25 protein-coding genes and 1 rRNA gene are annotated in these 26,255 nt (G+C 72.0%); 7 read left to right on the top strand and 19 right to left on the bottom strand.

Translation table 11 applies throughout. The annotated features are described in order from the left end of the window. Positions 1–104: 104 nt before the first annotated feature. Entirely contained in the window at positions 105–1,610 is a 1,506-nt protein-coding gene (locus EER30_RS43350; RefSeq protein ID WP_164842723.1) for a M28 family metallopeptidase, read from the top strand. Positions 1,611–1,698: 88 nt separating this feature from the next. Then, a complete protein-coding gene (locus EER30_RS43345) occupies positions 1,699–2,697 on the top strand; it encodes an SAM-dependent methyltransferase (RefSeq protein WP_127508136.1) in 999 nt (332 codons plus the stop codon). Here EER30_RS43345 and EER30_RS43340 read toward each other — a convergent pair. Next, positions 2,676–3,419, bottom strand: coding sequence for a hypothetical protein (locus EER30_RS43340; RefSeq protein ID WP_127508134.1), 744 nt, complete (start codon positions 3,417–3,419; stop codon positions 2,676–2,678). The two genes, EER30_RS43345 and EER30_RS43340, sit on opposite strands and share 22 nt — an antisense overlap. A 140-nt stretch (positions 3,420–3,559) precedes the next feature. After that, positions 3,560–4,384, bottom strand: a complete 825-nt coding sequence (locus EER30_RS43335) for a hypothetical protein (protein WP_240670685.1) — start codon at positions 4,382–4,384, stop codon at positions 3,560–3,562. Between the two features lie 184 nt (positions 4,385–4,568). Here EER30_RS43335 and EER30_RS47740 point away from each other — a divergent pair, with 184 nt between their 5' ends. After that, the gene (locus EER30_RS47740) at positions 4,569–4,730 is read left to right on the top strand and encodes a hypothetical protein (protein ID WP_164842722.1); all 162 of its coding nucleotides are present in this window, start codon (positions 4,569–4,571) and stop codon (positions 4,728–4,730) included. Here EER30_RS47740 and EER30_RS43330 read toward each other — a convergent pair. Beyond that, positions 4,714–5,391, bottom strand: a complete 678-nt coding sequence (locus EER30_RS43330; RefSeq protein ID WP_127508130.1) for a Type 1 glutamine amidotransferase-like domain-containing protein — start codon at positions 5,389–5,391, stop codon at positions 4,714–4,716. The genes EER30_RS47740 and EER30_RS43330 overlap by 17 nt on opposite strands. Positions 5,392–5,453: 62 nt before the next feature. Between EER30_RS43330 and EER30_RS43325 the strand changes: the two genes are divergently transcribed. Then, positions 5,454–5,873: a putative type II toxin-antitoxin system PemK/MazF family toxin gene (locus EER30_RS43325; protein ID WP_127508128.1), complete on the top strand. Its 420-nt coding sequence runs from the start codon at positions 5,454–5,456 to the stop codon at positions 5,871–5,873. A gap of 33 nt (positions 5,874–5,906) precedes the next feature. Then, positions 5,907–6,527, top strand: a complete 621-nt coding sequence (locus tag EER30_RS43320) for a hypothetical protein (protein ID WP_127508126.1) — start codon at positions 5,907–5,909, stop codon at positions 6,525–6,527. Positions 6,528–6,838: 311 nt separating this feature from the next. On the opposite strand, the gene EER30_RS43315 is transcribed toward EER30_RS43320, so the two are convergent. The 13 genes from EER30_RS43315 to EER30_RS43255 form a co-directional block, all read right to left on the bottom strand. After that, positions 6,839–7,435 carry an NUDIX domain-containing protein gene (locus tag EER30_RS43315; RefSeq protein WP_127508124.1) on the bottom strand — a complete coding sequence of 199 codons (597 nt, stop codon included), beginning with the start codon at positions 7,433–7,435 and terminating at the stop codon, positions 6,839–6,841. Further along, positions 7,432–9,111: a CTP synthase gene (pyrG, locus tag EER30_RS43310; RefSeq protein ID WP_127508122.1), complete on the bottom strand. Its 1,680-nt coding sequence runs from the start codon at positions 9,109–9,111 to the stop codon at positions 7,432–7,434. The genes EER30_RS43315 and pyrG overlap by 4 nt, the downstream gene beginning before the upstream one ends. Before the next feature lie 78 nt (positions 9,112–9,189). Then, positions 9,190–11,418, bottom strand: a complete 2,229-nt coding sequence (locus EER30_RS43305) for a DMT family transporter (protein WP_432417600.1) — start codon at positions 11,416–11,418, stop codon at positions 9,190–9,192. Further along, on the bottom strand, positions 11,415–12,518 hold the full coding sequence (locus EER30_RS43300; protein WP_127508120.1) for a glycosyltransferase family 4 protein: 1,104 nt from the start codon (positions 12,516–12,518) through the stop codon (positions 11,415–11,417). Before EER30_RS43300 ends, EER30_RS43305 begins: the two co-directional genes overlap by 4 nt. A 19-nt stretch (positions 12,519–12,537) precedes the next feature. After that, on the bottom strand, positions 12,538–14,085 hold the full coding sequence (gene murJ / locus EER30_RS43295) for a murein biosynthesis integral membrane protein MurJ (RefSeq protein WP_127508118.1): 1,548 nt from the start codon (positions 14,083–14,085) through the stop codon (positions 12,538–12,540). Next, a complete protein-coding gene (locus EER30_RS43290) occupies positions 14,082–14,909 on the bottom strand; it encodes a hypothetical protein (protein ID WP_127508116.1) in 828 nt (275 codons plus the stop codon). The genes murJ and EER30_RS43290 overlap by 4 nt, the downstream gene beginning before the upstream one ends. Positions 14,910–14,934: 25 nt before the next feature. Beyond that, entirely contained in the window at positions 14,935–15,876 is a 942-nt protein-coding gene (locus EER30_RS43285; RefSeq protein ID WP_127508114.1) for a copper transporter, read from the bottom strand. A gap of 13 nt (positions 15,877–15,889) precedes the next feature. After that, positions 15,890–17,068 (bottom strand): putative cytokinetic ring protein SteA, encoded by a 1,179-nt coding sequence (gene steA, locus EER30_RS43280; RefSeq protein WP_127508113.1) that lies wholly within the window; start codon positions 17,066–17,068, stop codon positions 15,890–15,892. A gap of 120 nt (positions 17,069–17,188) precedes the next feature. Next, positions 17,189–18,946, bottom strand: a complete 1,758-nt coding sequence (gene recN, locus EER30_RS43275; RefSeq protein WP_127508111.1) for a DNA repair protein RecN — start codon at positions 18,944–18,946, stop codon at positions 17,189–17,191. Between the two features lie 87 nt (positions 18,947–19,033). After that, positions 19,034–19,921 carry an NAD kinase gene (locus EER30_RS43270; RefSeq protein WP_127508109.1) on the bottom strand — a complete coding sequence of 296 codons (888 nt, stop codon included), beginning with the start codon at positions 19,919–19,921 and terminating at the stop codon, positions 19,034–19,036. Beyond that, the gene (locus tag EER30_RS43265; RefSeq protein ID WP_127508107.1) at positions 19,918–20,799 is read right to left on the bottom strand and encodes a TlyA family RNA methyltransferase; all 882 of its coding nucleotides are present in this window, start codon (positions 20,797–20,799) and stop codon (positions 19,918–19,920) included. Before EER30_RS43265 ends, EER30_RS43270 begins: the two co-directional genes overlap by 4 nt. Before the next feature lie 7 nt (positions 20,800–20,806). Continuing rightward, a complete protein-coding gene (locus EER30_RS43260; protein WP_127508105.1) occupies positions 20,807–21,064 on the bottom strand; it encodes a hypothetical protein in 258 nt (85 codons plus the stop codon). After that, positions 21,064–21,900, bottom strand: a complete 837-nt coding sequence (locus tag EER30_RS43255; protein WP_127508103.1) for a phasin family protein — start codon at positions 21,898–21,900, stop codon at positions 21,064–21,066. Before EER30_RS43255 ends, EER30_RS43260 begins: the two co-directional genes overlap by 1 nt. Before the next feature lie 108 nt (positions 21,901–22,008). Here EER30_RS43255 and EER30_RS43250 point away from each other — a divergent pair, with 108 nt between their 5' ends. Then, entirely contained in the window at positions 22,009–22,344 is a 336-nt protein-coding gene (locus EER30_RS43250; protein WP_127508101.1) for an SCP2 sterol-binding domain-containing protein, read from the top strand. Positions 22,345–22,365: 21 nt separating this feature from the next. Here EER30_RS43250 and EER30_RS43245 read toward each other — a convergent pair whose 3' ends face one another. Together EER30_RS43245 and EER30_RS43240 are read right to left on the bottom strand one after the other, a co-directional pair. Next, on the bottom strand, positions 22,366–23,364 hold the full coding sequence (locus EER30_RS43245; RefSeq protein WP_127508099.1) for an HAD-IIA family hydrolase: 999 nt from the start codon (positions 23,362–23,364) through the stop codon (positions 22,366–22,368). Then, positions 23,361–24,302, bottom strand: coding sequence for a tetratricopeptide repeat protein (locus EER30_RS43240; RefSeq protein WP_127508190.1), 942 nt, complete (start codon positions 24,300–24,302; stop codon positions 23,361–23,363). Before EER30_RS43240 ends, EER30_RS43245 begins: the two co-directional genes overlap by 4 nt. A 96-nt stretch (positions 24,303–24,398) precedes the next feature. On the opposite strand from EER30_RS43240, the gene EER30_RS43235 reads away from it, so the two are divergent. Further along, positions 24,399–26,087, top strand: coding sequence for a hypothetical protein (locus tag EER30_RS43235; RefSeq protein WP_127508097.1), 1,689 nt, complete (start codon positions 24,399–24,401; stop codon positions 26,085–26,087). A gap of 61 nt (positions 26,088–26,148) precedes the next feature. Here the strand turns inward: EER30_RS43235 and rrf are convergent. Continuing rightward, positions 26,149–26,255, bottom strand: a 5S ribosomal RNA gene (gene rrf / locus EER30_RS43230); the annotation flags it as partial.

Here is a 26,255-nt window from a genome sequence, read left to right as displayed (position 1 = left end):
TATGTATCGATTGGGATGAGTGCACGGGTCGTCTCCGCTGACATGCTCGCGAGCACCGCCACCGCATCCGGTGACGGGCCCCTCGAGCTACACGGAGGACCTTCGTGCGAGCACCTCTCGTCCTCGGCGCGGCCGCGCTGACTCTGGGGCTGGCCGCGGTGCCGGCCCGTGCGGTTCCCGTCGCGTCCGCCCCCGCCGCCCTGGCCGCCGCGCCCGACATCTCGCTGACCAACGTCAAGGCGCACCTGACCCAGCTTCAGAGCATCGCCACGGCCAACGGCGGCAACCGCGCTCACGGGCGGCCCGGCTATCTGGCCTCGGTCACGTACGTCAAGAACCTGCTCGACGCGGCCGGCTTCACGACCCGGCAACAGTCGTTCACGTACAACGGCGCGACCGGCTACAACCTGATCGCCGACTGGCCCGGCGGCGACACCGCGAACACCCTGATGGTCGGCGGCCACCTCGACAGCGTCACGGCCGGGCCCGGCATCAACGACAACGGGTCGGGGTCGGCCGGCATCCTCGAGGTCGCACTGGCCGTCTCGCGCGCGAGCTTCCAGCCCGACCGCCACCTGCGTTTCGCCTGGTGGGGCGCCGAGGAGCTGGGGCTGCGCGGATCGACGGCCTATGTGAACTCGCTGACCGCCGCCCAGCGTCGCGAGATCACCGGCTATCTCAACTTCGACATGATCGGGTCCCCCAACCCCGGCTACTTCCTGTACGACGGTGACAACTCCGACGGCACCGGCGCGGGACCCGGTCCGGCGGGCTCGGCGCAGATCGAACAGACCCTCGCCGCGTACTTCACCTCGATCGGCGTGCCGACCCGGGGCACCGACTTCGACGGGCGCAGCGACTACGGCCCGTTCATCGCGAACGGGATCCCGGCCGGGGGCATCTTCACCGGGGCCGAGGGACGCAAGACGGCGGCGCAGGTGCAGCTCTGGGGTGGCACGGCCTCGACGTTCGACCCTTGCTACCACGCGTCCTGCGACACGACGGCCAACATCAATGACACGGCGCTCGACCGTAACAGCGACGCCATCGCGTACGCCGTCTGGAACCTCGCCGCCGCTCCGCCCGCCGGGACCACGGTGTGGGAGGACGACTTCGAGACGGTCAAGGGCTGGACGGCCGGCACGTCGGACACCGCCACCGCGGGACGCTTCGAACGCGGCGACCCGGGCGCGACGACCTCGCAACTCGGCACGACCGTCAGCGGCACCTTCGACCTGGTGACCGGGGCGGCCGCGGGCAGCAGCGCCGGCGCGAACGACGTCGACGGCGGCGTGACCACGATCCTGTCGCCGTCGATCACCTTGCCGACCGGCACGCTGACGCTGAGCTTCAGCTGGTACCTGTCGCACCTCAACAACGCGAGCAGCGCCGACTACTTCCGGGTGCGGGTCGTCTCGGGCAGCACGACGACCACCGTGTTCACCCAGCCGGCCTCCGCGACCGACCGGGCCGCCGCCTGGGCCAGCGGATCAGCGAATCTGTCGTCCTTCGCCGGTCAGACCGTACGGCTGAGCGTCGAGGCGGCCGACGCCTCGACCGCGTCCCTGGTCGAGGCGGCTGTCGACAACGTCAAAATCACGAGGAGCTGAGATGTACGCGGGGTGACAGCACTCGCTGTCACCCGCAACCGAGATCCAGCCCATAGCGCGATCTCCTTCACATCTGCATCATGCGCTGATGATTACCGAATCCTTGGCCGCCTGGTCCCGCGGCGCCCAGGCCGTGGCGCTGCTCAGCGCGGCCAACGAGAGCGGCTACCTGGCCTACCTCGCGACGCCGCGCACCCTCGACGAATTCGCCCAGTTCGCGGGGCTGCCCGACGGCACGGCCGCCGACCTGCTGGCCGCGCTGGCCGCCCACGACGTGATCTCGTCATCCGACGGGCAGTTCCAGCTCACCGAGGACACGGCGGCCGCGTTCGACGGGATCCGCGACATCGGCGCCAAGATCGAAGAAGCCGCGCTCGCCGTCCGGCGGGTCGCCGAGGTGACCCGCACCGGCTCGGCGCCGTTGACCGACAGCGACGCGCTGCTCGTGGCCAAGGCGTCAGCCCTGCGCCCCAGCGGCAGCCCGGCGTCTCAGGCGATCATCACCAAGGTTCTCGACGCGACACCGGAGATCCGGGACATCCTGGCCGCGGGCGGACGGCTGCTCGACGTCGGCAGTGGAGTCAGCGGCTTCGTCGTCAACGCGCTCAGCCTCCTGCCGTCGATGCGGGCCACGACCGTCGAGCTCGTCGGGGAGGTCGCGGCCGTGCCCGCGGCGAAGGCGAAGGAACTCGGCATCGACGACCGTCTCGACGTACGGGTCATGGACGCCCGCGACTTCGACGAGCCCGCCGCCTACGACGCGGCGTTCTGGGCGCAGCCGTTCTTCTCGAACTCGACCCGCGCCGCGGCCCTGGCGATGATCCTGCGCAGCCTGCGGCCGGGCGGCCTGCTGATGGTGCAGCAGATCGCGGCCGAGCCGGCCGAGTCCGCCGCGCACGCCGAGTTCCTGCTGCGCCGCCTCGTGGCGCATGCACACGACGTGCCGTACGCCCGGCCGATCGACTCGGTCGCGGAGGAGGTTTCGTTGGCCGGGTTCGAGATCGTGCGCGTCACTGTCACACCGTTCGGGCCGATCGCGCTGGCCCGGCGGCCGCTCCCAGCGCTTCAGGGCAGCGCCACCAGATAGCCCGCGCCGCCGCCCGCGAGGATCAGGCCGGCGAGGCCGAAGCCGGCCACCAGCTTCGCGCCGAGCTTGATGCTCTCCTCGCGGGCGGCGATCATGCGTTCGCGGCTGTCGGTCGTGAACACGGTCAGGCCGGCCAGGCTCTGCTTGAACTCGCCGCCCCGAGCGACCCGGCCCAGCGCGAAGACGTCGACGCCCCGCGGCACCCGGCTCTCGGTCAATGTCAGCTTCTCGCCCTTGCGCAGGTCGTCGACGAATTCGCGCGCGACCACGGGCGGCAGAGGATCAGGCCGGTGTACGAGGGTCATGTGCACCGGCACGGGCGCGCCCTCGCGATTCGGATGGTCGAGGATCCCGGGGTCGACGGGCAGCCGACCGCTGGGCGCGGCGATCGAGAACCCGCCGGGTGACTCGACGTCGAGCAGGACGTCGTGGTCGGGGTCGTCGCTGCTGGGCCAGCCGCGCCGGGGCTCACGGATGAGCCGCACGTGGTACCAGGCGCAATCGGCGCCGCTGACCGGGGCGGTCTGGCGGCCCGCGGTGCCGTACTCGGTGCCCCCCTCGAGAGCGACCCGGCCGCCGGTTGCCGCCCCGATCGGCGTGGGGGTGATGCGGCGCAGGGTCCGCAGTGCCTTGTAGTCCGACAGATTCAACAGCAGGAAGATCCCGGCCCCGCCCACGAGGCAGGCCCCGACGCAGAACGCCACAGTCGCGACGACCATCACGCCCGCCAAGGTAGGGCAGGCGCTCCACTATGTCCTTCCCTGCCCCTGCCTTCTCCGCCCCTGCCTTCTCCGCGATGAAAGCACGCGGGCCCGGTCGCGGAGTCCGCCCAACGCTGTGTGCGGACTCCGCCGAGCCCTCGCTACTTCTTCGCTGCCGGGGCTGCGTCTCCGGCCTCATCGCCGGCACCGGCCTCTTCACCCGCGCCCGCTTCCTCACCGGCACCGGCCTCTTCGCCCTGGCCGGCTTCCTCGCCGGCACCCGCGTCGTCACCCGCGCCGGCGACGACGGCCTTGGCGTCGGCGAGAGTCAGGCAGGCCTGCAGCAGGCTCTGCTGAGCCGAGGCGACCGCCTTGGCCGCAGCGTCCGCTGCCGCGTCGCCCTCTTCACCGGCACCCGCTTCCTCACCAGCGCCCGCTTCTTCGCCCGCACCGGCTTCCGCACCAGCACCAGCCTCTTCACCAGCACCGGCTTCCTTGCCCGCGCCCGCCTTCCCGGCCGCCTTTTCCGCGGCGCGGGCCTTGGCCGCCTTCAGCGTCTTGGCCCACTTCTTGGCCGTCGCCTTGTTCTCGGCCTTGGCGGCCGCCGATCCGGGGGCCGCTTCCTCACCGGCACCGGCTTCCTCCCCACCGGCCGCCGCCGCGTCGGCCGCGAACGTGTCGCAGGACGCTTCCAGAGCCGCCGCCGCACCCGCCGCCGCGTCACCCGGTGCCTGCTCCTCGACCGGAGCCAGCTCCTCCCCGTCGCAGACGACCGCCCCGGCGTTGACCTGCACGTCCGCACACTGCGAGACGTCGAACTGCTGACCGTCCACGGTGACCAGATCGACGGCCTTGGTCTCGGTGCCCGCGGAGGCCAACTGGATCCCGGTCACCCCCATCGCGACAACAACTCCCGCGACAACCACCGCGCCGATGGTCTTCCGCCGGTTGCCGTCACCTTGCCGTCGATACGTGCGGGACCTCATGACCACTCCTCGTCGTAGGACGTTCGCTGTCACCGGTGTTGGGGGCCAGTACGGTCCTCCCCCACCGCCCGGTTCAACACAGTCCGTCGACAATCCCCCGAAAACCCGCCTACGCCGCAGCAAAACCGCAGCTCAGAGACGTACAAGAAAATCTTGAGAATAACTACCGATTGACCACTATCGAATGACGGAACGACGGCTGGTCGATCACGTGGACGCGGCCCGGCTCGAGAGGTTGCCGTCTCAGCGCGAACTCACGGCCGCCGCGCCGCGGGAACAACAGGTGGGCGCGGAGGTGGATGTGGGCAAGGTCGCTCGGCGCCCGACGTTCACGACGACGCGTTGAACAGCTTCCAGCGGCCCTCGGAGACGACCTCGACGATGCCGTCGTTCACCTTGATCGCGGTCTGCGCGTCGATGGCGTACGCCGGGTTCTTGACCTCGGTGGCCCATCGTTGCGCGCCGTCCAGGGTCTGGGTCGGCAGGTTCGGGTCGTCGAGGTGCGGGAAAATGGAGAAGTCGACGAATCCGAGGGCGGTATCGTCGGCGGAGGTCACCACCCCGGTGACGTCGGCGAAGTCCCGGCCGACGCGGGAAGTCATCACCATGCTGCCGGCGCTGATTCCTACGTAGACAGATTGTAGCGACGGCAGCAGATCGGCCAGCCCGGTCTCCCGCATCCAGTGGCACAGGTACATGGTGTCGCCGCCGTTGACCAGCAGGACGTCGGCCTCGCGAACCCACGAGACCCAGCGTTCCCTGTCAATGCTGGGCAGTGCGGTAAGTTCGAGCACCCCCACCGATTTCCATCCGAGCTCGGTCATCGGACTGGGGCTACGACCGGCGATGAACCGCCACGGCCCGCCCGGCTCTCCCCACGAGCCGCCATACCCGGCGGTGGGGATGCACAGGGCGCTGGCCTCGCCGATCGGTTTGCCCAGCAGATCGAGCAGCGCCCGCTCGATGCTCGCGTTCCGGACACCGGAATCGGTAAGAAGTAGCTTCATCACGCCCCCGCGCTCGACTGAGTCCGGCGACGCTAACACAGCCGATGCGGGAGAATGGGTGGGTGGAACGCGGCGAGATCTGGTGGGCCCTGGTCGATGAGGAGCGGCCCGTGGTGCTGCTCTCCGGCGGTTCGGGCCCCGAGTTCCAGGCCGTGCAGATCGTCGAGCCGGCCACCCCGGCGCAGAGTGCCGGGTTCGTCCTGATCTCCGGCGAACAGGCAATCGACGTCGACGAGCGTCGCCGGATCATCGAGGCGGCGGGGCCGGCCACCCGGGCCATCGGCATCGAGGTCCGGCTCGGCCCCGAGGAGGGCCTGCGAAAGGACGGCGTAGTTCGGGTGGCGCTGCCCCAGGACGGAACGATCTTCTGCACCTGGTCCCTGACCGTCGACACCGAGTCCCTGATCAGGCGGCTCGGCACCCTGTCCCCGGCCAAGCAGCACGAGCTCGACGTCGCCCTCACTCTCGCCGAATCGCGATGACGCCGACGGCGTACGTCTCTAGGATCGCGTCGCGTGGGAACCGACATCTATGGCGTGATTGAGGTCTGCGACCCGGCTCGCGTGGCGGCCTTCGACTATGTGGACGGGCTCTGGGTCCGCTGCATGGACCTCTACCCGCTCTACCCGGGCTCCGACTACTCGGCTTTCGGCTGCCTGTTCGGCATCCGGAACTGGAACCGGTGGGAGCCGGTAGCCGAGGGGCGCGGCCTTCCGTCCGACGTGTCACAGGTGGTTCGCACCGAATACGAGGAGGACGCCCGCCTCGACGGGGCGATCCACGGCAGCACCTGGGTGTCCTGGTCCGAGCTGCGCGACCTCGACATGAAGGCCGGGCCCGACGCTCGCGGCACCCTCACGATCAACGAGGAGTCCTCGGCGCTGTGGCGCTACTACCGCATCGACGATCACTGGCCCGACGAGGTGCGCGAGGAGTTCGGCCCGATGGAGAGGCCGCCAGCCGAAACACCGTACGGCGGTTGGCAGCGCGGCAAGACCACGTTCGGCTACACGGCGACGACCCGGCTCGACGTCCTCGGTCCGGGAACCGGGTGGGAGCACGTCTTCGCCGTCCTACGCGCTCTCGGGCAGCGGTTCGGAGATGACGGCGTACGGCTTGTCGTCTGGTTCGACTGACAGCCACAGCACCGGTGCCGCGGCCCTCCCCCGATCGGCCGGATCCGGCGGACGGCAGGCGGGGCGGGGAACCCCGAAAGGTAGCTTGCCGCAATCAGGAACGCGCGGGATCATGATTGCCGTCGGTCCACAGTGGTGCCTGGAGAGGCCGACGCTTCCGCCGGCGCCCATCTGGGGGTGCGCCGGCATCTGCGGCAAGCGCGGGCCGGTGGCGGCCGGTCCGCGCTTGCCCAGAAGCGCCCGGGCAATGCGCTCGAACTAAACGCCCGGATCAGATCGCCCGGACGTAACGCCCGCACGAAACGCCCGGATCAGATCGCCGGAGTGTCAGCCGGTCGCAGCGTCGCCCAGCCCTCGTCCCGAGCACGCGCCGCCGCGAGCAGCCCGCCCACCGCGGCCGCGTTCGTGATCTCCCCGCGGAAGACCATCGCCACCGCCTCGTCGAGGTCGATCCACGCGATCTCGAGGTCGGCCTCCTCGTCGGTGCGCTCATAGCGCTCCGCCTCGGGGACCGGCGTCAGATCGCGGGCCAGGAAGATCCTGATCGTCTCGTCGGCGAAGCCCGGCGACGTGTAGAGGTCGATCAGCAGGTGGAAGCTTCCCGCCCGCAGGTCGGCCTCCTCGGCCAGCTCGCGCGCGGCCGTGACGGCCAGGCCTTCGCCGCTGACGTCGCGTAGCCCGGCGGGCAGCTCCCACAGGCGCTGCCCGACCGCGTGCCGGTACTGCTTGATCAGTACGACGCGGCCGACCTCGTCGAGCGCGACCACGCCGACCGCGCCCTTGTTGTGCACCACGTCGCGCCGGGCCGTGCCGCCGGACGACATGGTCACCTCGTCGGTGACGACGCTGAAGATCGGCCCCTCGTAGCGCGAGACGCTCGACCGGGTTTCATGCACAAAAGCCGTCATGCCGGGTCCACGGGCAGCTCGTCGGCTGCCGCGTACTCGATGGCCGCCTTGACCAGGCCGTCGAAGAGCGGGTGCGGCCGGGTGGGCCGGCTCTTCAGTTCGGGGTGCGCCTGCGTCGCCACGAAGTAGGGGTGGACCTCGCGGTCGAGCTCGATGAATTCGACCAGCCGGCCGTCGGGCGAGGTGCCCGAGAAGACCAGGCCCGACTCGGCCAGCTTGGCGCGGTAGTCGTTGTTGACCTCGTAGCGGTGCCGGTGACGCTCGGAGATGTCGGTCGAGCCGTAGACCTCGGCGACGATCGAACCCTCGGTGAGCGCGGCCGGGTAGGCGCCGAGCCGCATCGTGCCGCCCAGGTCGCCCTTGCCTGCGACGATGTCCTCCTGGTCGAGCATGGTCGAGATGACCGGGTAGGGTGCCTGCTCGTCGAACTCGAGCGAGTTGGCCCCGGCCAGACCGGCGAGGTGGCGTGCGGCGTCGATGGTCATGCATTGCAGGCCGAGGCAGATGCCCAGGATCGGAATGCGGTTCTCACGGGCGTACCGGGAAGTGTTGATCTTGCCCTCGATGCCGCGGACACCGAACCCGCCGGGGATGACGATGCCGTCGACGCCCTTCAGCGCCGCCGCCGCACCCGCCGTGGTCTCGCAGTCGTCGCTCGGCACCCAGCGGAGCTGGATCTTCACGTTGTTGCCGAAGCCCGCCGCCCGGATCGCCTCGCTGACCGACAGGTAGGCGTCGGGCAGGTCGACGTACTTGCCGACGAGCGCGATCGTGATGGTCCGCTTCGGGTGGTGCACGCGGTGCAGCAGGTCGTCCCAGGTCTCCCAGTTCACGTCCCGGAAGGACAGACCCAGACGGCGTACGACGTACGCGTCCAAGCCCTCGCGGTGCAGCACCTTCGGGATGTCGTAGATGCTCGGCGCGTCGGGCGCGGCGACCACGGCTTCACGGTCGACGTCGCAGTAGAGCGCGAGCTTGTGCTTGAGCTTCTCGGGGATCTCGCGGTCGCTGCGGCAGACCAGCGCGTCGGGCTGGATGCCGATGTTGCGCAGCGCCGCCACCGAGTGCTGGGTCGGCTTGGTCTTGAGCTCGCCGGACGGCGCCAGGTAGGGCACCAGCGAGACGTGCAGGTAGAACACGTGGTCACGGCCGACCTCGTGGCGCACCTGGCGGATCGCTTCGAGGAACGGCAGCGACTCCATGTCACCGACGGTGCCGCCGACCTCGGTGATGACGACGTCGGGCCGGCGGCCGGACTCGTCGGGGTCGGCCATCGCGAAGATCCGGCTCTTGATCTCGTTCGTGATGTGCGGGATGACCTGGACGGTGTCGCCGAGGTATTCGCCGCGCCGCTCGCGCGCGATGACCGTCGAGTAGACCTGGCCGGTGGTGACGTTCGCCTTGCCGGACAGTGACCGGTCGAGGAACCGCTCGTAGTGGCCGACGTCGAGGTCGGTCTCGGCGCCGTCCTCGGTGACGAAGACCTCGCCGTGCTGGAACGGGTTCATCGTTCCGGGGTCGACGTTCAGGTAGGGGTCGAGCTTCTGCATGACGACCCGGAGCCCGCGCGCGGTCAGAAGATTACCGAGGCTGGAGGCGGTGAGGCCCTTGCCCAGCGAGGAGGCGACGCCCCCGGTGACGAAGATGTGCCGCGTGTCGCGCACTGATGAGGCCAAGGCCCTGCTCCCGTGGGTCGTCTGATGGTGACTTGCAGACCGGGGCGCAGCCCCATCCACGGGAGTCCACCGTAACACCTATGGCGACGCTTGCGCGTTCGGGCTGGTGGTGACGCGTGTCAACGAACGCAGTCCGGGACCGCCGGGCCCGTCGGTCTCGCCCTCGGGCCGGGTGCGGTCGGCCGCGTGCAGCAGCACCCGCAGCGCGGTCAGCACGGCGATCGGCACGGCGGTCGCGGCGGCCGCGCCAGCCACGGTCAGCGCCGAGCCGTTGAGCACCCCGGCGATCAGCGTCGCCACGGTCACCCCGGCCCCGGCCGCCCGCAGCGCCGGATGCAGCCCGAAGAGCCGCTGAAGGCCGCCCCAGGGCGAGAACTGGCAGAAGGCCAGCATGAGGACCCCGGCGACGGCCAGCAGCGTCAGCGGGCTGTTCAGCAGGGCCTGACCGTTGGCCGCGGCGGCGCGCTGCACGGCCGGGCCGGCGGTGCCGTTGGCCAGTTCGGTCAGCAGTCGCCCGACGAGGCCCTGGTCGGCGGCGGGCCGGCGCAGGTCGACGGCCGCGAAGCCGATCGTGACGGCCAGCCCGGCCAGCCCCGACCAGGCGACGCGTGGGAAGGTCAGCCAGCCGCCGGTGGTGATGGCGGCGGCCACGCAGACCCCGGCGGTGACGGCGATCGCCCCGACCGGGTCGGCGCCCAGGTAGGGGCTGCCGACCATGACGACGCCGATGCCGCCGAGCAGCACGACCACGACCGGGCGCCAGTGCCGGGCGACCCACTGGGCCAGCACACCGGCCAGCACGAGCAGCCCGGCCACGAACACGCCCAGGCCGACCCCGCCCACCCCGGCATAGCGGCCACCGAAGACGGCCGAGTAGCCGGCGACGCCGTTGAGCTGCAGCTGCGAGCCGGTGAGCAGGTCGAGCCCGACGACCACGGCGCCGATGCCGGCCACCGCGCCCATCGGCCACAGCGTGCGGCCGTACCGGGGGGCGAACCGGACCAGCGCGGTGCCGACCGCGATGAACAGGCCGGTGACCGTACCGAAGACCCAGGCCGGATGGCCGTAACGCCACCACGGTGTCGCGTCGGCCAGCAGCGCGGCCGGGATGGCCAGGGCCCCGGCGATCAGCGCGAGTTCCAGCGCCGACACCAGCCGGGGCGAGGGCAGGGCCGGGCCGCGCGGCCCGGCATGCCGGCGGGCCCGCACCAGCACGGGCACGGCCAGCAGGAAGAGCAGGATCTGCAGGCCGGCGAGGACGGTGAAGAAGATCTCGGCGACGGCCCGCTGGGCGTTGGCGCGCTGGTCGGCGTTGTGCACACCCAGCATCGCCTCGGCGACGTCGCGGGGGCGGCCCTCGACCATCGTGGCCGCGCGCCCGGCGAACAGCTTCTCGGGGGCGGGCCGGCCCAGCGCGGTCAGCACGGTCGGGGCCAGGTCGATGAGCTGCAGGTAGCCGTCGCGGCCGGTGCCGGCCGAGGTGAGCCAGCCACCCTCCCAGCCCTCGCCCTCGGCGATCGCGACGTGCAGCCGCGACGACCGTTCGGTGTCGGACACGCCGGCGACCATCAGCAGCGAGCGCTGCGGGCGCGCGGCGACGACCCGGGCCAGCACGGCGTCGACGGCCTGGGCCTGCTGCTGCCGTTCGGCGCCGCTGCCCGAGACCGTGCCGAGGTCGACGATGCTCAGGTTGCACTGCGAGAGCAGGCCCTGGGCGTCGGCGGGCAGGGTGGGCTGGTATTTGTCGACCCGGCCGAACGGGCGCGCGGCCGCGATCGCCGCGGGCGGCCCGAATGCGTAGGTGCAGCGCACCGACTCGGCCAGGGCCCCGGGCACCGCCCCGTACGGGAGACGGTCTTGATTGTCCTGGACCACGCCGCGCTGGTCGGTGAGGTTGGCGCCGATGTTGTCGGGTTCGGTGAGAGCGGGGGCGGCGGGCTCGCAACTGCTGCCGGTGGTGTGCCGGGGCCAGGCCGCGTAGTTGCCCGCGCCGAGGGTCAGCCACCCGTCGGAGGGGCAGGTGACCTTCATCGCCGATCGCACCGACAGCCAGCCGATCGACCCCTTCGTCGCCTCCTGCCAGAGGGTGGGCGTACGCGCGGGGTCGAGGTCGTCCCAGCGCAGACCGGCCGCGCCGGCCACGATCACATAGTCGGCGCTGCCCGGGTTGGTGTCGGCGGCCGGGCGGAGGGTCAGTCCGGCCAGGCTGGCCACCGCGATCAGCGCCACCATCAGGTAGGGCACCCACCTGGCGGGCCGTCGTTTCCCGGAGGCGGGCACCCGGCGCAACCGGTCGAGCAGTCTCACTGAAAACCCGTCACTTCCGCGTACGCCGCCAGCACGTCGACGACCGTGTCGGCCTCCCGCGGCCAGGTGGCGGCCTGCTCGGGGCCGCGGGCGGCATAGTCGGCGCGCAGCACGGGGTCGTCGAGCAGCGCGCGCACCGCGTTGTCGAGAGCGTCGACGTCGTCGGGCGGGATCAGCAGGGCCGCATCGCCGACCAGGCCGGGCAGTCCGCCCACGGCGGTGCTGATCAGCGGCGTGCCGGCGCCGAGCGCCTCCTGGGCGAACAGCTGCCGCGCCTCCCAGTCGCTGGTGATCACGGCGAGGTCGGCGCCGAGCAGCAGATCGGCCACGTCGGTGCGGTGCCCGAGCAGGTGGAGCGGCGCCCGCTCGCGCGACGCCTGCTGGGCCAGCCCCATGTAGCTGGGGCCGGACCCGGCCACCACGACGACCGGCGCCGGGTCGAGGCCGCGCCACCGGGCTGACGCCTCGACCAGCAGGTCGTAGCGCTTCTGCGGGTGCAGCCGGCCGACCGACAGGATCAGCGGGGTCTCGGGGCGCAGCCGGAACTCGGCTCGCACGGCCGCGCGGGTGCGCCGGGGCTGGGGCAGCGCGGGCGCGGCGACGGCGCCGAGCCGCGCGTTGCGGGCGCCCAGCGCGGTGGCCCGCTCGACCAGGTCGTCGGAGGCGCCGAGGGTGAGCGTGGCGCCGCGCGCGACGACCCGCTCGACCAGCAGGGACGCCTGACCGCGCAGGCCCTTGCGGGTCAGCACGGCGTTGTGCCAGGTGACGACGAGCGGCACGCCGGAGCGGGCCAGCTGGGCGACGAAGGCGGCCCGGAAGCCGTGGGCGTGCACGACGTCGGGACGGCGGGCGGCCAGGGCGCCACGAAGCTGGCGGATGGCTCCCGCGTCCTGCGGGCCGGGGCTGGCCGGGATCTCGACCGGGACGAAGGTGGCGCCGGACGCGGAGAAGCCGAACTGCTCGTCGGTGGCCTCGGGCCCGCCGACCAGGACCTCGCAGCCGGCCGCGACCAGGCCGCGGGCCAGGGAGGCGACGTGCTGGCCGACCCCGCCCGTGCTGGAGGCCAGCACCAGAGCCACCGATCCACGCCAGTCGCCCACGAAGTATCTCTCCCTGTCTCTATTTGTTCCGCAGCCTGCGCGCCAAGGGTGCCAGGTCGCGCCGGGCCGCCGGATAAGCGACGCCGCCGAACACGACGAGCACCGCGAGCCCACCCAATATGCCTTGAACGATGCTGGGAAGCACCTGCGGGGTCGGACCGTTCAGGCCCATCACGACGCCCCACCCGGCGAGCGCGGCCAAGCCTCCGGCCAGCACAGCGACCAGCGTGGTGCGGCCGAGCCCGGCCAGAGCCGCGGGACCGGCGTGCCGCCGTACGGCCACGACCAGCAGAAGTCCGATGACCGACATGGCGACGGCATTGGCCACGCTGAGCACGAACACCTCGTCACCGACCAGCGACAAGGTCAGCGCCACTCCGGCCCCGACGATCCAGCCGACGCCGGTCGAGGCAGCCGCGGCCACCGTCGCGCCGCGCGCGTAGAGCGCCCTGGAGAGCAGGGCGAAAAGTGCATAGCCCAGCAGGCCGGGCGCGAATCCGGCGATCGCGTCGGCGGCCGGGGCCGCACCGATCAGGTACGCCAACGGGCCGGCCAGGGCGATCAGGGCGGCCGCGCCGAGCCCGGCGAGCAACATCACCGTTCGCGAGGTGGCCGACAGAGCTTTCCCGTACGCCTCCTCGTCGCCCTGGGCTGCGGCGGCCGACAGCGACGGGTAGACCGCGGTCGCGACCGGCACCGCGAGCACGGCCCACGGCAGCAGGAAGACGGTCTGCGCGGCGGTGTAGAGCGCGAGCCCGTTCTTGGCCGTGAGCGCGATCGCCACCACGACCATCACCTGCTGGGAGCCGACGGTGACCGCTCCCGCCCAGCCCAGCCGCACGGCCTGCCGGCCCTCGTCGCCGCCGAACCGAAGGCTGGGCCGCAGCCGCAACCGCAGCCGCCGCAGCGGGATCAGCAGGCAGAGCGCGAGCACGACGACGCCGCAGGTCGTTCCGATCGACAGGATCAGCTCACCGGTGCGGGTCAGGCCGGCGAAGTCGGTCTCGGCGCCGTCGACGGAGGCGTACGTCAAATAGGCGGCCATCACCGTCACGCTGGACAGCAGCGGCGCGATGACCGGCCACGCGAACCGGTGGTGGGCCTGCAGCACGCCGGTCAGCACGATGCCGACGCCGTAGAGCGGCAGCTGGGGCGCGAAGACCCGCAGCATGCTCGCCGCCGTCTCCTGATGATCGACCGGCACGCCCGGCAGCAGCCCGGCGATCGGGCCGGCCAGCAGCGCGACCAGCACGGCCAGCGGCACGAGCAGCACGAGCACCCAGGTGAGCAGGGCCGAGGAGACCCGGTTCACCCGCTCGCGGTCGCCGGCCGCGACCGCGCCGGCCAGCAGCGGCACGACGAGACTGGCCAGAGCACCACCGGCGACCAGCTCGAAGACGATGTTGGGGATCGTGTTGGCGGCGTTGTAGATGTCGGCCAGGTCTTCGTGACCGACCGTGTGCAGGAAGACGAAGGTGCGCCCGAACCCGGCGACGCGCGCCACCACCGTCAGCACGGTGATCAGCGCGGCCGCCCCGGCGATTCGCGCGGCGGGGGCCGTTGTCACGAGGGGCGACGGCCCAGCTCGTCGAGGTATTTCAGCCACGGAGTGTCGTTGATGACCTTGGTGAAGCTGACCTTCTCGCTCGCCGCGGTCAGCGCGCCGAGGACGCTCAGCGCGGCCAGCCGGCCGGCCGGGCCGCTGCGGGCCACCAGGGCCACGCCGATCAGGGCGCCGAGCGCGTTGGCCCCGGAGTCGCCCAGCATGATCTCTTCGCCCAGGTCGTCCGGGAGCAGCGCCGCCGACGCGCCGAGGGTGCCCGCCGCCATGCCACCGCGGCGGCCCACCGCCAGCGGCGCGGCGATGATCGCGCCCGCCTTGATGGCCCGGCCCGGACGCAGATCGAGCAGGTTGAGCAGGTTGGCCGTGCCGGCGATGACGCCCGCGCCGAGCAGCACGTCGACCGCGCGACCGATGCGGCTCGACCGCCGGCTGCCGATCAGCGCGCTGGCCACGAACCCGGCCGCGCCGACCCCGGCGATCTTCACCAGGCCGCTGGTGACCCGGCCCTCGCGCAGCGCGCCCAGGTGCCCGGCGAAGCCCTTCGCGGACTTCTGCTCGGGCCGGTTGCCGGCGATGTCGTCGTAGAGCCCGACCGCGCCGGACACCGCCCCGGCCGTGACTGCCGCCGCGGCCAGCCGCCCGCCGGGCGCGCCGAGCGCGGCCGCCACGGTTGCGCCCGCGGCGAGCGCCGGGCCGCCGGCGAGGGTGACCGAGCGTCCGTGGAAGTTCGTGCGTTCCAGGGCGCCGGCGAGCTGGTCGCGACGGATCCAGGCGAGCGCGGCGCGGGCGAGCACGGCGCCGGCGCCGAAGGACCGGAGGATGGGCATGTCTGGGAAGTTTAGAGACCGGACGCTACGACGAGGCCTTCGGCACCAGCCCGGCGTTTCCGGCGGCCAGACCGTATTGGCCGACCTTGTTGTCGACCACGCGCTCGGCGGTGGTCATCGCGGTGGCGACCTGACCGTCGACCGTGCTCGCGTTGTCCACCGTGGAGATCTTCTTGACCAGGATCGGGTCGGCCCGCACGGCGGAGATCAGGTTGCCGTCGCCCACGCCGTCACCGGCCACCACGAGGGGCCGCGCGTTGCTGAACTGGGTGGCCATCTGGACCAGCGACTGCGCCTTCTTGGCGGCGTCCTTGTCGATGGCCGGCGCGCCGGTGATCATCACGACGCCCTCGGCGCCGCCCACCGCCTTGTCGTCGACCTCGATGTAGCCCTGCTTCGTGTACGCCGTGAGGACCGCCGTCACGTCACCGGCGGCCGGCTGCGCGGCGGGCGCGCCGGCCCGCTGCAGCAGCGCGAGCGCGATCTGGGCGCTGGCCGTCTCAACGCCGTCGCTGTTGAGCGGCACGTCGCTGATCTGGATCGTCGGCTGCGACGACTGGCTGGCCAGGTCGAGCAGTTCGAGCTCGACCGCCGGGTCGAAGAACTTGTCCTGCACGCTCACCTTGGCCGTGACGGTCGCGCCGGCGATGGTCAGCATCGAGATGACCTTGTCGGCGTACGGGTCGGTGCCCGGCAGTGCCAGCACGGCGAGCTTGCGACCGGCGAGCCGCCCGTCGAGCAGGGTCGGCGCGATCTGGGCCGCGAACTCCTGGCTGCGGTTGATCTCCTCGCGGTACTGGTTGATCTGGTCGCGCTTGTTGCCGAGGTCTTTATTCAGCGCGCTGATCTGGCCCTTGAGGCTGTCGGCGACCGGGCCGTTGAGCGACGCGGTGCCCACGACCAGGCCGATGGCCAGCGCGAGGAAGACCGCGGTGAGCGACACCACGTGGTACCGAAAGTTGATCACAACAAAGCCCGCTTCAGAAAAGGTGCCCCAGCTGGAAGACCAGATTGTCCCACCACTCGGAGACCAGGGTGAGGTACGCCTTCCCGACCGTGGACACGGCGACCGCCGCCGCCATCGCCGCCGTGGCCGAGAGCACGAGCAGCAGCAGCGCCGAGCCGGAGATGTTCTGCTTGTAGAGCCGGCTGACGCCCTTGGCGTCGACCAGTTTGCCGCCGACCTTGAGCCGGGTCAGGAACGTCGAGGCCATGCCGCCGCGGCCCTTGTCGAGGAACTCGACCAGGTTGGCGTGCGTGCCGACCGCGACGATCAGGGTGGCGCCCTTGTCGTCGGCCAGCAGCATCGCCAGGTCTTCGCTGGTCGCCGCGGCCGGGAAGGTCAGCGCGGGCACGTCGAGGTTGTGCACCCGTTCGAGACCCGGGGCACGGCCGTCGGGATAGGCGTGCACGACGACCTCGGCCCCGCAGCGGAGCACGTCGTCGGTGACCGAGTCCATGTCCCCGATGATCATGTCGGGGGTGTAGCCCGACTCGACCAGCGCGTCGGCGCCGCCGTCGACCCCGATCAGCACGGGCTTGTACTCGTGGATGTAGGGCCGCAGGACGTCGAGGTCGTCCTTGTAGTCGTAGCCGCGCACCACGATCAGCACGTGCCGCCCGGCGATGCGGGTCTGCACCTCGGGCACGCCCACGCCGTCGAGCAGCAGGTCGCGTTCCTGCTTGAGGTAGTCCATCGTGTTGGCCGCGAACGCCTCGAGCTGCACCGACAGGCCCTCGCGGGCGTCGGCCATCGAGCGGGCCACGGTCTCGGCGTCCTGCCGCACGCCGGTGGCGATCGCCTCGCCGTCGAGCAGCACGGTGTCGCCCTCGATGGCCACCGGGTCGCCCTCGCTGAGGCGTCCGAAGATCTCGTCACCGAGATCGTCGATGAGCACGACGCCGTTCTTGATCAGCACTTCGGGGCCGAGGTTGGGATAGCGGCCCGAGATCGACGGTTTCGCGTTGAGCACGGCGGCCACCCCGACGGCGACCAGCGCGTCGGCGGCCACCCGGTCGATGTCGACGTGGTCGATGACGGCGATCTCGCCGGGACGCAGCCGACCGGTCAGACGCTTGGTCCGACGGTCGAGGCGGGCGGTGCCGGCGAGCGCATCGGGGTCGGTGCTCCGCGCGCGGCGCAAGGTGGGAAGTCGCATTACGGCCATCCTGACATGCCGAATCACGCGCTTGGCACGCGACATGCGCGATCTCACCCACAAAAGGGGCATTCGCCCCGCTAGTCCCTATCGGCCGGGCTCCCCGGACGAATCTGCTGGTCAGGCCCGCTTTTCGCGGCTCGCCACGGCAAGCAACTCTTCCGCATGCGCGATTCCCAGATCGGAGTCGGGCAATCCGGCGAGCATGCGGGACAGTTCGCGGGCCCGCTCGGTCTCCTCGACGATGCGAACCCCACTGGTGGTGATCGCTCCCCCGGTGTCCTTCTGCACGACCAGGTGACGGTCGGCGAACGCGGCCACCTGGGGCAGGTGGGTCACGACCAGCACCTGGTGGGTGCGCGCGAGCCGAGCCAGCCGCCGGCCGATCTCGACCGCGGCCGTGCCGCCCACGCCGGAGTCGACCTCGTCGAAGACCAGGGTCGGCGGGCCGCCCGCACCGGCGAAGACCACCTCGATCGCGAGCATCACCCGGGACAGCTCACCACCGGACGCGCCCTTCTGCAGCGGCAGCGACGGCGCGCCCGGGTGGGCCAGCAACCGCAACTCGACCTCGTCGGCGCCGTCGGGGCCCACGCCGACCTCGGCACCGTCGACCGTCACGGACGGCTCGTCCTTGCCGACCGGGCGCGGCACGACGGCCACCTCGACACGGGCGTGCGGCATGGCCAGCCCGGCCAGCTCGACGCTGACCGCCTGACTGAACCGGCCGGACGCCTCGACCCGCGCGGCGGTGAGCCGGCCCGCGAACTCGGCCACCTGGCCGGCCAGCCGTTGACGTTCCTTGTCGAGCTCGTCGAGCAGCTCGTCGGACGAGTCGAGCGCGGCCAGCCTGGTGCGGGCGTTCTCGGCCCAGGCGATGACGCCCTCGACGTCGTCGGCGTATTTGCGGGTCAGCCCGCGCAGCTCGGCGCGGCGCTCGTAGATCTGCTCGAGACGGGCCGGGTCGGCGTCGAGCGCGCTCAGGTAGGCCGACAGCTCGGCGGACACGTCACCCACCAGGGTGGCCGCCTCTTCGATGCGCGCGGCCAGCTCGCCCAGCATCGGGTCGACCGGGGCCTGCGCCTCGAGCGTGCGCCGGGCCGTGCCGAGCAACTCGGTGGCGTCGGGTGTCTCGTCGGTGACCTCGACCCCACCGGCCAGCGCGGCGGCGGCCAGCGCGGCCGCGACCCGAAGACCCTCGGCGTGCTCGAGGCGCTGCACCTCGGCGCGCAGATCGTCGTCTTCCCCAGGCTGGGGGTCGACCCGGGTGATCTCGTCGAGGCCGAGCTTGAGCAGGTCGGCCTCCTGCGAGCGGGCGCGGGCGTTGCGGCGGCGGTCGGCCAGGTCGTCGACCACGGCCCGCCAGCGGCCGAACGCCTCACGGTAGGTCTCGAGCAGCTTCTCGAGCTCGGGGCCGGCGAAGCGGTCGAGGGCGCCGCGCTGCTCGGCCGGGCGCAGCAGCCGCAACTGGTCGGACTGGCCGTGCACGGCCAGCACCCTCTCGCCCAGGTCGCTGAGCATGGCCACCGGCATGCTGCGGCCGCCGACGTGGGCGCGGGACCGGCCCTCGATCGTCACCGTGCGGCTCAGCAGCACCGAGCCGTCGTCGTCGATCTCGGCGCCCGCCTCGCTGATGCGGGTCGAGACCTCGTCGGCCAGGCGGCCGGTGAGCCGCAGGCGGCCCTCGACGACCGCCCGGCCCGGGTCGGCCCGCACCCGACCGGCGTCGGCCCGGCCCCCGAACAGCAGGCCGAGGCCGGTCACGACCATGGTCTTTCCGGCTCCGGTCTCACCGGTGATGACGTTCATGCCCGCCGTCAGCCTCAGCGTCGTGTCGTCGATGACGCCGAGCCCGGTGATACGCAACTCCTCCAGCACACGGCAGACAGTATCGGTGCCCCCCGACATTTGCCCACCGCCCTAGCTCTACCTATCCGCGGCGGAAAACAGAAAGCCAAACCGTTATCAACGACGGTTGCCGCGCCAACCCTCCACGGGAAGCGCGAACTTGGCCACCAGGACGTCGGTGAACGGCCTCGGAGCCAGACGGACCAGCCGTACGGGAAGCTGACCGCGCTCGACGGTGACCTTGGCTCCCGGGGGAAGGTCCCAAGTGCGTCGACCGTCACAGCAGAGAACGGCGAAAGAGGTGTACGGGTCGACGGTCAGCGCGAAGGTCGACGTCGGCGCGGTCACCAGCGGCTTGCTGAACAGCGCGTGCGCACTGATCGGCACCAGCAGCAGCGCCTCGACCTCGGGCCACACCACGGGACCACCGGCCGAGAAGGCGTACGCGGTCGAACCGGTCGGCGTCGCACACACGACACCGTCGCACCCGTAACGGGCCAGCGGGCGGCCGTCCACGTCGACCAGGAGCTCGAGCATCTGGGCCCGCTGCCCCTTCTCGACGCTCACCTCGTTCAGCGCCCACGACTCGGCGATGACGCGACCGCCGTACTCGGCCCGCACGTCGAGGGTGAGCCGCTCGTCCACCTTGTACGCACCGGCGACGACGTCCTTGACGGCCTGGTCGAGGTGGTCGATCTCGGCCTCGGCGAGGAAGCCGACCTTGCCGAGATTGATGCCCAGCAGCGGCGCCTTCACCGGACGGGCCAGCTCGGCGGCGCGCAGGAACGTGCCGTCGCCGCCCATCGCCAGCACGATCTCGACGCCTTCGGCGGCCGCGGGCCCCTCCACCGTTCGCACCTCGGGCGGCAGGTCGACCTCGGCCACCTCTTCGGCGATCACCCGCACCTCGAAACCCGCGGCCAGCAGGTCGCGGGCCACGGTGCGGGCGTGCTGCGTGCTCTGCCTCCGGCCGGTGTGCGTGACCAGCAGGGCTGAGCGCGTCATGAGTCCTCCGTCGATTGCTCCGGCGCTTTGTCCGGCGCCTGCTCCGGCTCCGACGCGGGCGAAGCTACCTTGGGCGAGGGTCCCGCGGCGACCACTTCTTCGATCTCGGCGCGGTCGGCCGGTGGGGCGTCGCGGCGGAACCACACGAAGAACTCGACGTTGCCGCTCGGGCCGGGCAGCGGGCTCGCGGTCACCCCGGCCACCCCCAGACCCAGCTCAGCAGCCGCGGCGGCGACATCGAGCACGGCCTCGGCCCGCAACTTCCAATCCCGTACGACCCCGCCCGCGCCGACCCGTTCCTTGCCCACCTCGAACTGGGGTTTGACCATCAGCGCGAGATCGCCGTCCGCGGCCGTGCAGGCCGCGAGCGCGGGCAGGACGAGCCGCAGCGAAATGAAGGAGAGATCCGCCACAGTCAGGTCGACGAGGCCGCCGATCGACTCGGGAGTGATGGAGCGCACATTCGTACGCTCGAAGACGACGACCCTCTCGTCGGTGCGGATCGGCCAGGCGAGCTGGCCGTAACCGACGTCGACGGCGACGACCTGACGCGCGCCGGCCCGCAGCAACACGTCGGTGAACCCGCCGGTGGACGCGCCCGCGTCGAGGCAGCGGCGCCCGGTCACCTTCAGACCGCGCGGGCCGAACGCCTCAAGCGCGCCGAAGAGCTTGTGGCCGCCACGGGACACATATTCGGTCGCCGGGTCCTCCCCGGTGACGAGCACCGGGTCGGCCGGGTCGATCATCGCGGCCACCTTGCGCGCGACCGTTCCGCGCACCTGCACGCGACCGGCCTCGACCAGGGTGGCCGCCTGCTCACGCGAACGGGCCAGCTTGCGCCGCACCAGCTCGGCGTCGAGACGGGCACGACGAGCCATCAGCGCCTCACCGGTCGATGCTCGCCAGGGTCTCCTGGAGAACCTGGTGCGCTGCTTCGTATTCGGCGATCTGCTCGGCCGGGGCCAGCCGGGCGGCGTTGGTGAGCGACCGCAGCACCTCGTCGACCGCCGGGTGGCCGGTCTGGTCGACGATCTGGCCGGTGGCCGCGTCGACCGCCTGGGGCACGCTGACGGCGGGCTGGGCCGACGGCGGCGGTCCCGGCCGGAAGCCGCCGGGTGGCGGGGCGGGCCTGGGGAAGGTCATCACGCCTCCGGGGTCTGTGGCTCGACGAACGACGGCGGGGTGGCCTTCCTGACCGGGGCCCGCTTCGCTGCCTTCTTGGCCGGAGGCAGCTCGGTGGCGGCCGCGGCTTCCCGCACGGCGGCGGTGGGCGCGTCGGCGGTGCCGGCCGGTGCGGCTTTCTTCGCAACCGCCTTCTTAGCCACCGCTTTCTTGGCCGGCGTCGCCTTCTTCTCCGCCTCCACCGTGGCCGGTGCGACCTTCGCGGTGGCCCGCTTCTCGGCCGGGATCACCTCGTCCGGCGGGGGCACGGCCTTCTTGGCGACCGCCTTCTTCGCGACCGCCTTCTTCGCGACCGCCTTCTTGGCCGGGGCCTCCGCGCCGGGCGCGATGTTGGCCTTCGGCGCCGTCGGCGTGGTGCCCGCGGACGGCATCGCGTTCGGCACGGCCTTCTTCGCCACCGCCTTCTTGGCCGGGCGCCGCGGCATCGGGGCGGGCTCGTCGAGCCGGGTGCCGCCGATATGCGCCTCGGGCGACCCGTCGTCGGGCACCGCGCGCGACCGGGCGTCGCGCAGCTGCCGCTCGAGGTCGTGAACGCGGTTGGTCAGCTCGGTGACCTCTTCGGCGGTGGCCAGACCGACCACGCCGAGTGCCCTGTCCACCTCGAGCCGCACGATGTTCGTGATCGCCTCACGGTTGGCCGTGCCCGCCGACATCAGATCGTCGACCAGGCCCTGCAACTGCGCGGCCGTGGCCCCGCCACGGTTGACCAACTCGCCCGCAACCTTCTGGGCGCGCTTGCGCGGTGCTTCGGTCAGACCGAGCGCCATCTCCAGATACGCCCGCCATGCGTCCGGCATGTTCCGCTCCTCTCGCGGCTCGTCGGGTGTCACGCTACCGGGCGGTCGGCAATACTTCGTTAGGTACGGGGCGGTCTGCGGACCGGGGTGTCGCGAAGAGGGGGTCCGATGGCGACCGTGGACGAGTGCCGGCAGGCGCTGCACGAACTGGCGGATAGGTTGGCTCGGCACGCGGAGACCCGCGGCAAGCTCGACTTCGACCGTACGATCGCATGCCGGATCACCGACCTGGAGACCGCTTTCCACGCGCGTCTGGCCGGGGGGCTGCTCACCGACATAACCGACGGCGACGACCCCAAGGCCAAGATCGCGCTCATCGCGAGCAGCGACGACCTGGTCTCCATGATCGCCGGGCGGCTCGACCTCACGCGGGCGATCGCCACACGTCAGGTCCAGATCAAGGCAAACCCCTTCGACCTGCTGAAACTGCGCAAACTGATCTGACCGCGTCCGAGGTGACCCTCTTCAGAGGTCCCAGGTCTTCAACAGGCCGGCGGCGGCGCCCGAGGCAGGGTGGATCTTCGAAGGCGCGACGCCGTCCCACGTGACCGCGCAGAGCAGGCGCAGGGCGACCACCGGATCCCCGGCGCCGTCCAGCGTCGCCCCGTCGCCGTCGCGGGTGACCGTCCAGCCGTCGGCCGTCCTCAGCGGGACGACGGCCTCCCCCGCGGGGCGGAACAGGGCGGAAAGGTCGGCGGCCACGAACGTGGGGCGACAGGCCGGATCGGCTGCCAGCAGATCGGTGGGGCTGCTCACACCGGTCAGCACCAGCAGGCTGTCCACGCCCGCGGTCACCGCGCCCTGAATGTCGGTGTCGAGGCGGTCACCGACGACCAGCGGGCGTACGGCTCCCGCTCGCGACGCGGCCGAGGTGAACAGGCCGGGCTCGGGTTTGCCGACCACCAGGTCCGGATCGCGGTCCAGGGCGGTACGCAGCACGGCCACGAGCGAACCGTTGCCGGGCAGGGGACCGCGAGGGCTGGGCAGCGTACGGTCGGTGTTGGTGGCGACCCAGATCGCGCCGGCCCGTACGGCCAGCGAGGCCTCGGCCAGAATCCGCCAGCCGACCTCGGGGCCATACCCCTGCACGACCGCGACCGGCTCGTCGGCCACGGCGCCGACCGGGGTCAGGCCCGCGTCCTTCACCTCGTCCCGCAGGGCGTCGGCCCCGACCACCAGCACCTTCGCGCCCGCCGGCAGTTTCTCGGCGAGCACGGCGGCCGCGGCGCCGGCCGAGGTGAGAACCTCAGCCGGCTCCGCGGGCACACCCATGCCGGTGAGCAGGCTCGCGACCTGCGGGGCGCGACGCGACGCGTTGTTGGTCGCGTACGCCACCGGGGTGTCCCGGGCACGGAGGCGTTCGATCGCCTCGACCGCGCCCGGGATCGGTTTGTCGATCAGGTAGACGACGCCGTCCAGATCAAAAATGACCAGGTCATAGCCGCCTGCCAGATCGACGGTCACTCCTTCGGCTGCTTCCCGGCCGGGTTCTCCGCCTTTTCGTCAGCCAGTTCCTCGGCGTCCGCCTCGAGCTCCTCGGCGACGTCCTCGCGGGCGACGGGGTCGGTGTTGACGTCGGTGTCCGCCACGGCGACCACCTCGTCCTCGTCTTCGTCGTCGTCCTCGTCTTCGTCGTCGTCCTCGAACTCGTCGTCTTCGTCTTCGTCGAGGGCGGCCCGCTCGTCGCGGTCGTCCTCGTCTTCGTCGTCTTCGTCGTCTTCGTCTTCTTCGTCGTCGAGGGCGGCGCGCTCGCCATCCTCCGCGTCGTCGGCCGGCTCGTCCTCGACGGTCACGCCGTCGAGCTCGAGCAGGCGCTCGGCCGCGTCGGTGAGGTCCTCGTCGTCGGCCGCGGCGGCGCGGGCGAACCACTCCCGGGCGTCCTCGCGCTTACCTGCGGCGAGCAGCGCATCGGCGTACGCGTAACGCAGGCGGGCGGCCCAGTCAGCGTCCTCATCGGTGTTCAGCTCGCGAACCTGCAGCATCGACACGGCTGCCTCGTGCTGACCGAGGTCACCGCGCGCGCCGGCCGCCACGATCAGCAGCTCGATCGCGCCGGACTTGTCCATCTTCTCGACGTCGGCCCCGCGGAACAGGTCGATCGCCCGCTCGGGACGACCCAGCGCCCGCTCGCAGTCGGCCAGCTCGGCCAGGTGCGTCTGCCGACCGGTCATCCGGTGGTAGGTGCGCAGCTCGGCGATGGCGGTCGTCCAGTCCCCCGCAGCGTACGCGGCCAGGCCGACGGCCTCACGCACCACGGCGATACGGGACGCGAGACGCCGCGCGGCGATCGCGTGCTGGAGGGCAAGCTCGGCGTCCTCGTCGATGACCTGTCCGGCCGCGACCAGGTGACGGGCAACCTTGTCGGCGATGTCCCGGGCCAGCGACAGCAGCTCGGAACGCACCTCTTTGTCGAGGTCGGCCGCCTCGATCTCCTCGGGGATCTCGGGCACCCGGAAGCCCTGCGGCTGCTCGTCGCGGCCCTCGTCCTCGCGGGCGGGGTGGCCACGCTCGTCGCGGTCGTCACGGGCCCGCGGGAAACGCTCCTCGCGGTCCCGGTAGCCGCCCTCGCGCGGGGCACGGTCGTCCCGGTTCTGCCCACGGTCCTGGAAGCCGCCGCGGTCGCGGTCGCCCCGGTAGCCGCCGCGGTCACCCTGAGGGCGGTCACCCTGGGGACGATCGCCCTGGGGACGATCGCCCTGGGGACGATCGCGGTAGGGACGGTCGCCTTGCGGGCGATCGCGGAAGCCGCTGCCGCCACGGTTGCCCGGACGGTCGCCCTGAGGCCGGTCACGGAAGCCACCCTCACGGGGGCCACGGTCCTGGAAGCCGCCACGGTCGCGGTCGCCCCGGTAGCCGCCGGAGCCACCCTGGTAGCCGCTCCGCGCGCCGCCGGCGTCACGGTCTCCACCTCGGTAGCCGCCGCTCTGCGGACGGTCGCCGCCCCGGTAGCCGCCACGGTCGTCACGGTTCTGGTAGCCGCCGCGGTCACGGAAGCCGCCACCCTGAGGACGGTCACCACGGTCCTGGTAGCCGCCACCCTGAGGACGGTCGCCACGGTCCTGGTAGCCGCCACCCTGAGGACGGTCGCCACGGTCCTGGTAGCCGCCACCCTGGGGACGGTCGCCGCCACGGTAGCCGCCGCTCTGCGGACGGTCGCCGCCGCGGAAGCCGCCGCTCTGCGGACGGTCGCCACCCCGGTAACCGCCACGGTCGTCACGGTTCTGGCCACGGTCCTGGTAGCCGCCGCGGTCGCGGAAGCCGCCACCCTGGGGACGGTCACCACGGTCCTGGAAGCCGCCGCGGTCACGGTCCTGGAAGCCGCCGCGGTCACGGTCCTGGTAGCCGCCCTGCGGGCGGTCGCCACCCCGGTATCCACCGCTCTGCGGACGATCGCCGCCACGGAACCCGCCGCTCTGCGGACGGTCGCCGCCCCGGTAGCCGCCGCCCTGGGGACGGTCGCCACCGCGGTAGCCGCCGCTCTGGGGGCGGTCGCCGCGGTCCTGGAAGCCGCCGCGGTCACGGTCCTGGTAGCCGCCCTGCGGGCGGTCGCCGCCACGGAAGCCGCCACCCTGCGGACGATCGCCGCCACGGAAGCCGCCAGTCTGCGGACGGTCACCGCGGTAGCCACCACCCTGGGGACGGTCACCGCCACGGAACCCGCCGGTCTGCGGACGGTCGCCCCGGTAGCCGCCACCCTGCGGACGGTCGCCGCCGGTCACGCCACGGCGGTCGCCGCCCTGATAGCCGCCACCCTGGTAACCACCACGGTCGCGGTCGCCGCCGCGGAAGCCGCCACCCTGGGGACGGTCGCCCCCACGGTAGCCACCGCTCTGCGGACGGTCGCCGCCACGGAACCCGCCGCGGTCACCGCCGGAGGAGCCGCCCCGGTAACCGCCACGGTCGCCACCGGAGGAACCACGGTCCCGGTCGCCGCCACGGAAACCACCGCGGTCGCCACCGGACGAACCGCGGTCACGGTCGCCGCCACGGAAGCCGCCCCGGTCACTCCGGTCGCCCCGGAAGCCGCCCCGGTCGCCCTCGCGACCACGGCCGCCTCGGCGCTCGTCATCGCGAGGCGCGGAGCCGCCCTCGTCCTGGGGTCCAGTAGTCACGGATCAATCCTTCCGGTACGGCCGGCCCTCGACTTAGCGGGCTTGCCTCGACGTTCAAAGCTACTCGGGGGGTGAACATAGAAAAGCAGCCGAGGGCCGACCCCGTCATCGGGGCGGCCCTCGGCTGTCACGTTGAGTCCGGCGGCGTCCTACTCTCCCACACCCTCCCGAGTGCAGTACCATCGGCGCTGGAGGGCTTAGCTTCCGGGTTCGGAATGAGACCGGGCGTTTCCCCTCCGCTAT

Origin of the sequence: Actinoplanes solisilvae (genome assembly GCF_003999975.1) — a bacterium.
GTDB lineage: Bacteria > Actinomycetota > Actinomycetes > Mycobacteriales > Micromonosporaceae > Actinoplanes > Actinoplanes solisilvae.
Note: the sequence above shows the minus strand (reverse complement) of the source record. Positions and strands in the feature narration are given on the sequence as shown.

Bases quoted from the DNA above. Each gene is read 5' to 3' on its own strand.
- EER30_RS43345 (WP_127508136.1), top strand. From the start codon at position 1,699: ATGATTACCGAATCCTTGGCCGCCTGGTCCCGCGGCGCCCAGGCCGTG.
- EER30_RS43335 (WP_240670685.1), bottom strand. From the start codon at position 4,384: ATGAGGTCCCGCACGTATCGACGGCAAGGTGACGGCAACCGGCGGAAG.
- EER30_RS47740 (WP_164842722.1), top strand. From the start codon at position 4,569: ATGACGGAACGACGGCTGGTCGATCACGTGGACGCGGCCCGGCTCGAG.
- EER30_RS43330 (WP_127508130.1), bottom strand. From the start codon at position 5,391: ATGAAGCTACTTCTTACCGATTCCGGTGTCCGGAACGCGAGCATCGAG.
- EER30_RS43315 (WP_127508124.1), bottom strand. From the start codon at position 7,435: ATGACGGCTTTTGTGCATGAAACCCGGTCGAGCGTCTCGCGCTACGAG.
- EER30_RS43290 (WP_127508116.1), bottom strand. From the start codon at position 14,909: ATGCCCATCCTCCGGTCCTTCGGCGCCGGCGCCGTGCTCGCCCGCGCC.
- steA (WP_127508113.1), bottom strand. From the start codon at position 17,068: ATGCGACTTCCCACCTTGCGCCGCGCGCGGAGCACCGACCCCGATGCG.
- EER30_RS43270 (WP_127508109.1), bottom strand. From the start codon at position 19,921: ATGACGCGCTCAGCCCTGCTGGTCACGCACACCGGCCGGAGGCAGAGC.
- EER30_RS43265 (WP_127508107.1), bottom strand. From the start codon at position 20,799: ATGGCTCGTCGTGCCCGTCTCGACGCCGAGCTGGTGCGGCGCAAGCTG.
- EER30_RS43260 (WP_127508105.1), bottom strand. From the start codon at position 21,064: ATGACCTTCCCCAGGCCCGCCCCGCCACCCGGCGGCTTCCGGCCGGGA.
- EER30_RS43255 (WP_127508103.1), bottom strand. From the start codon at position 21,900: ATGCCGGACGCATGGCGGGCGTATCTGGAGATGGCGCTCGGTCTGACC.
- EER30_RS43250 (WP_127508101.1), top strand. From the start codon at position 22,009: ATGGCGACCGTGGACGAGTGCCGGCAGGCGCTGCACGAACTGGCGGAT.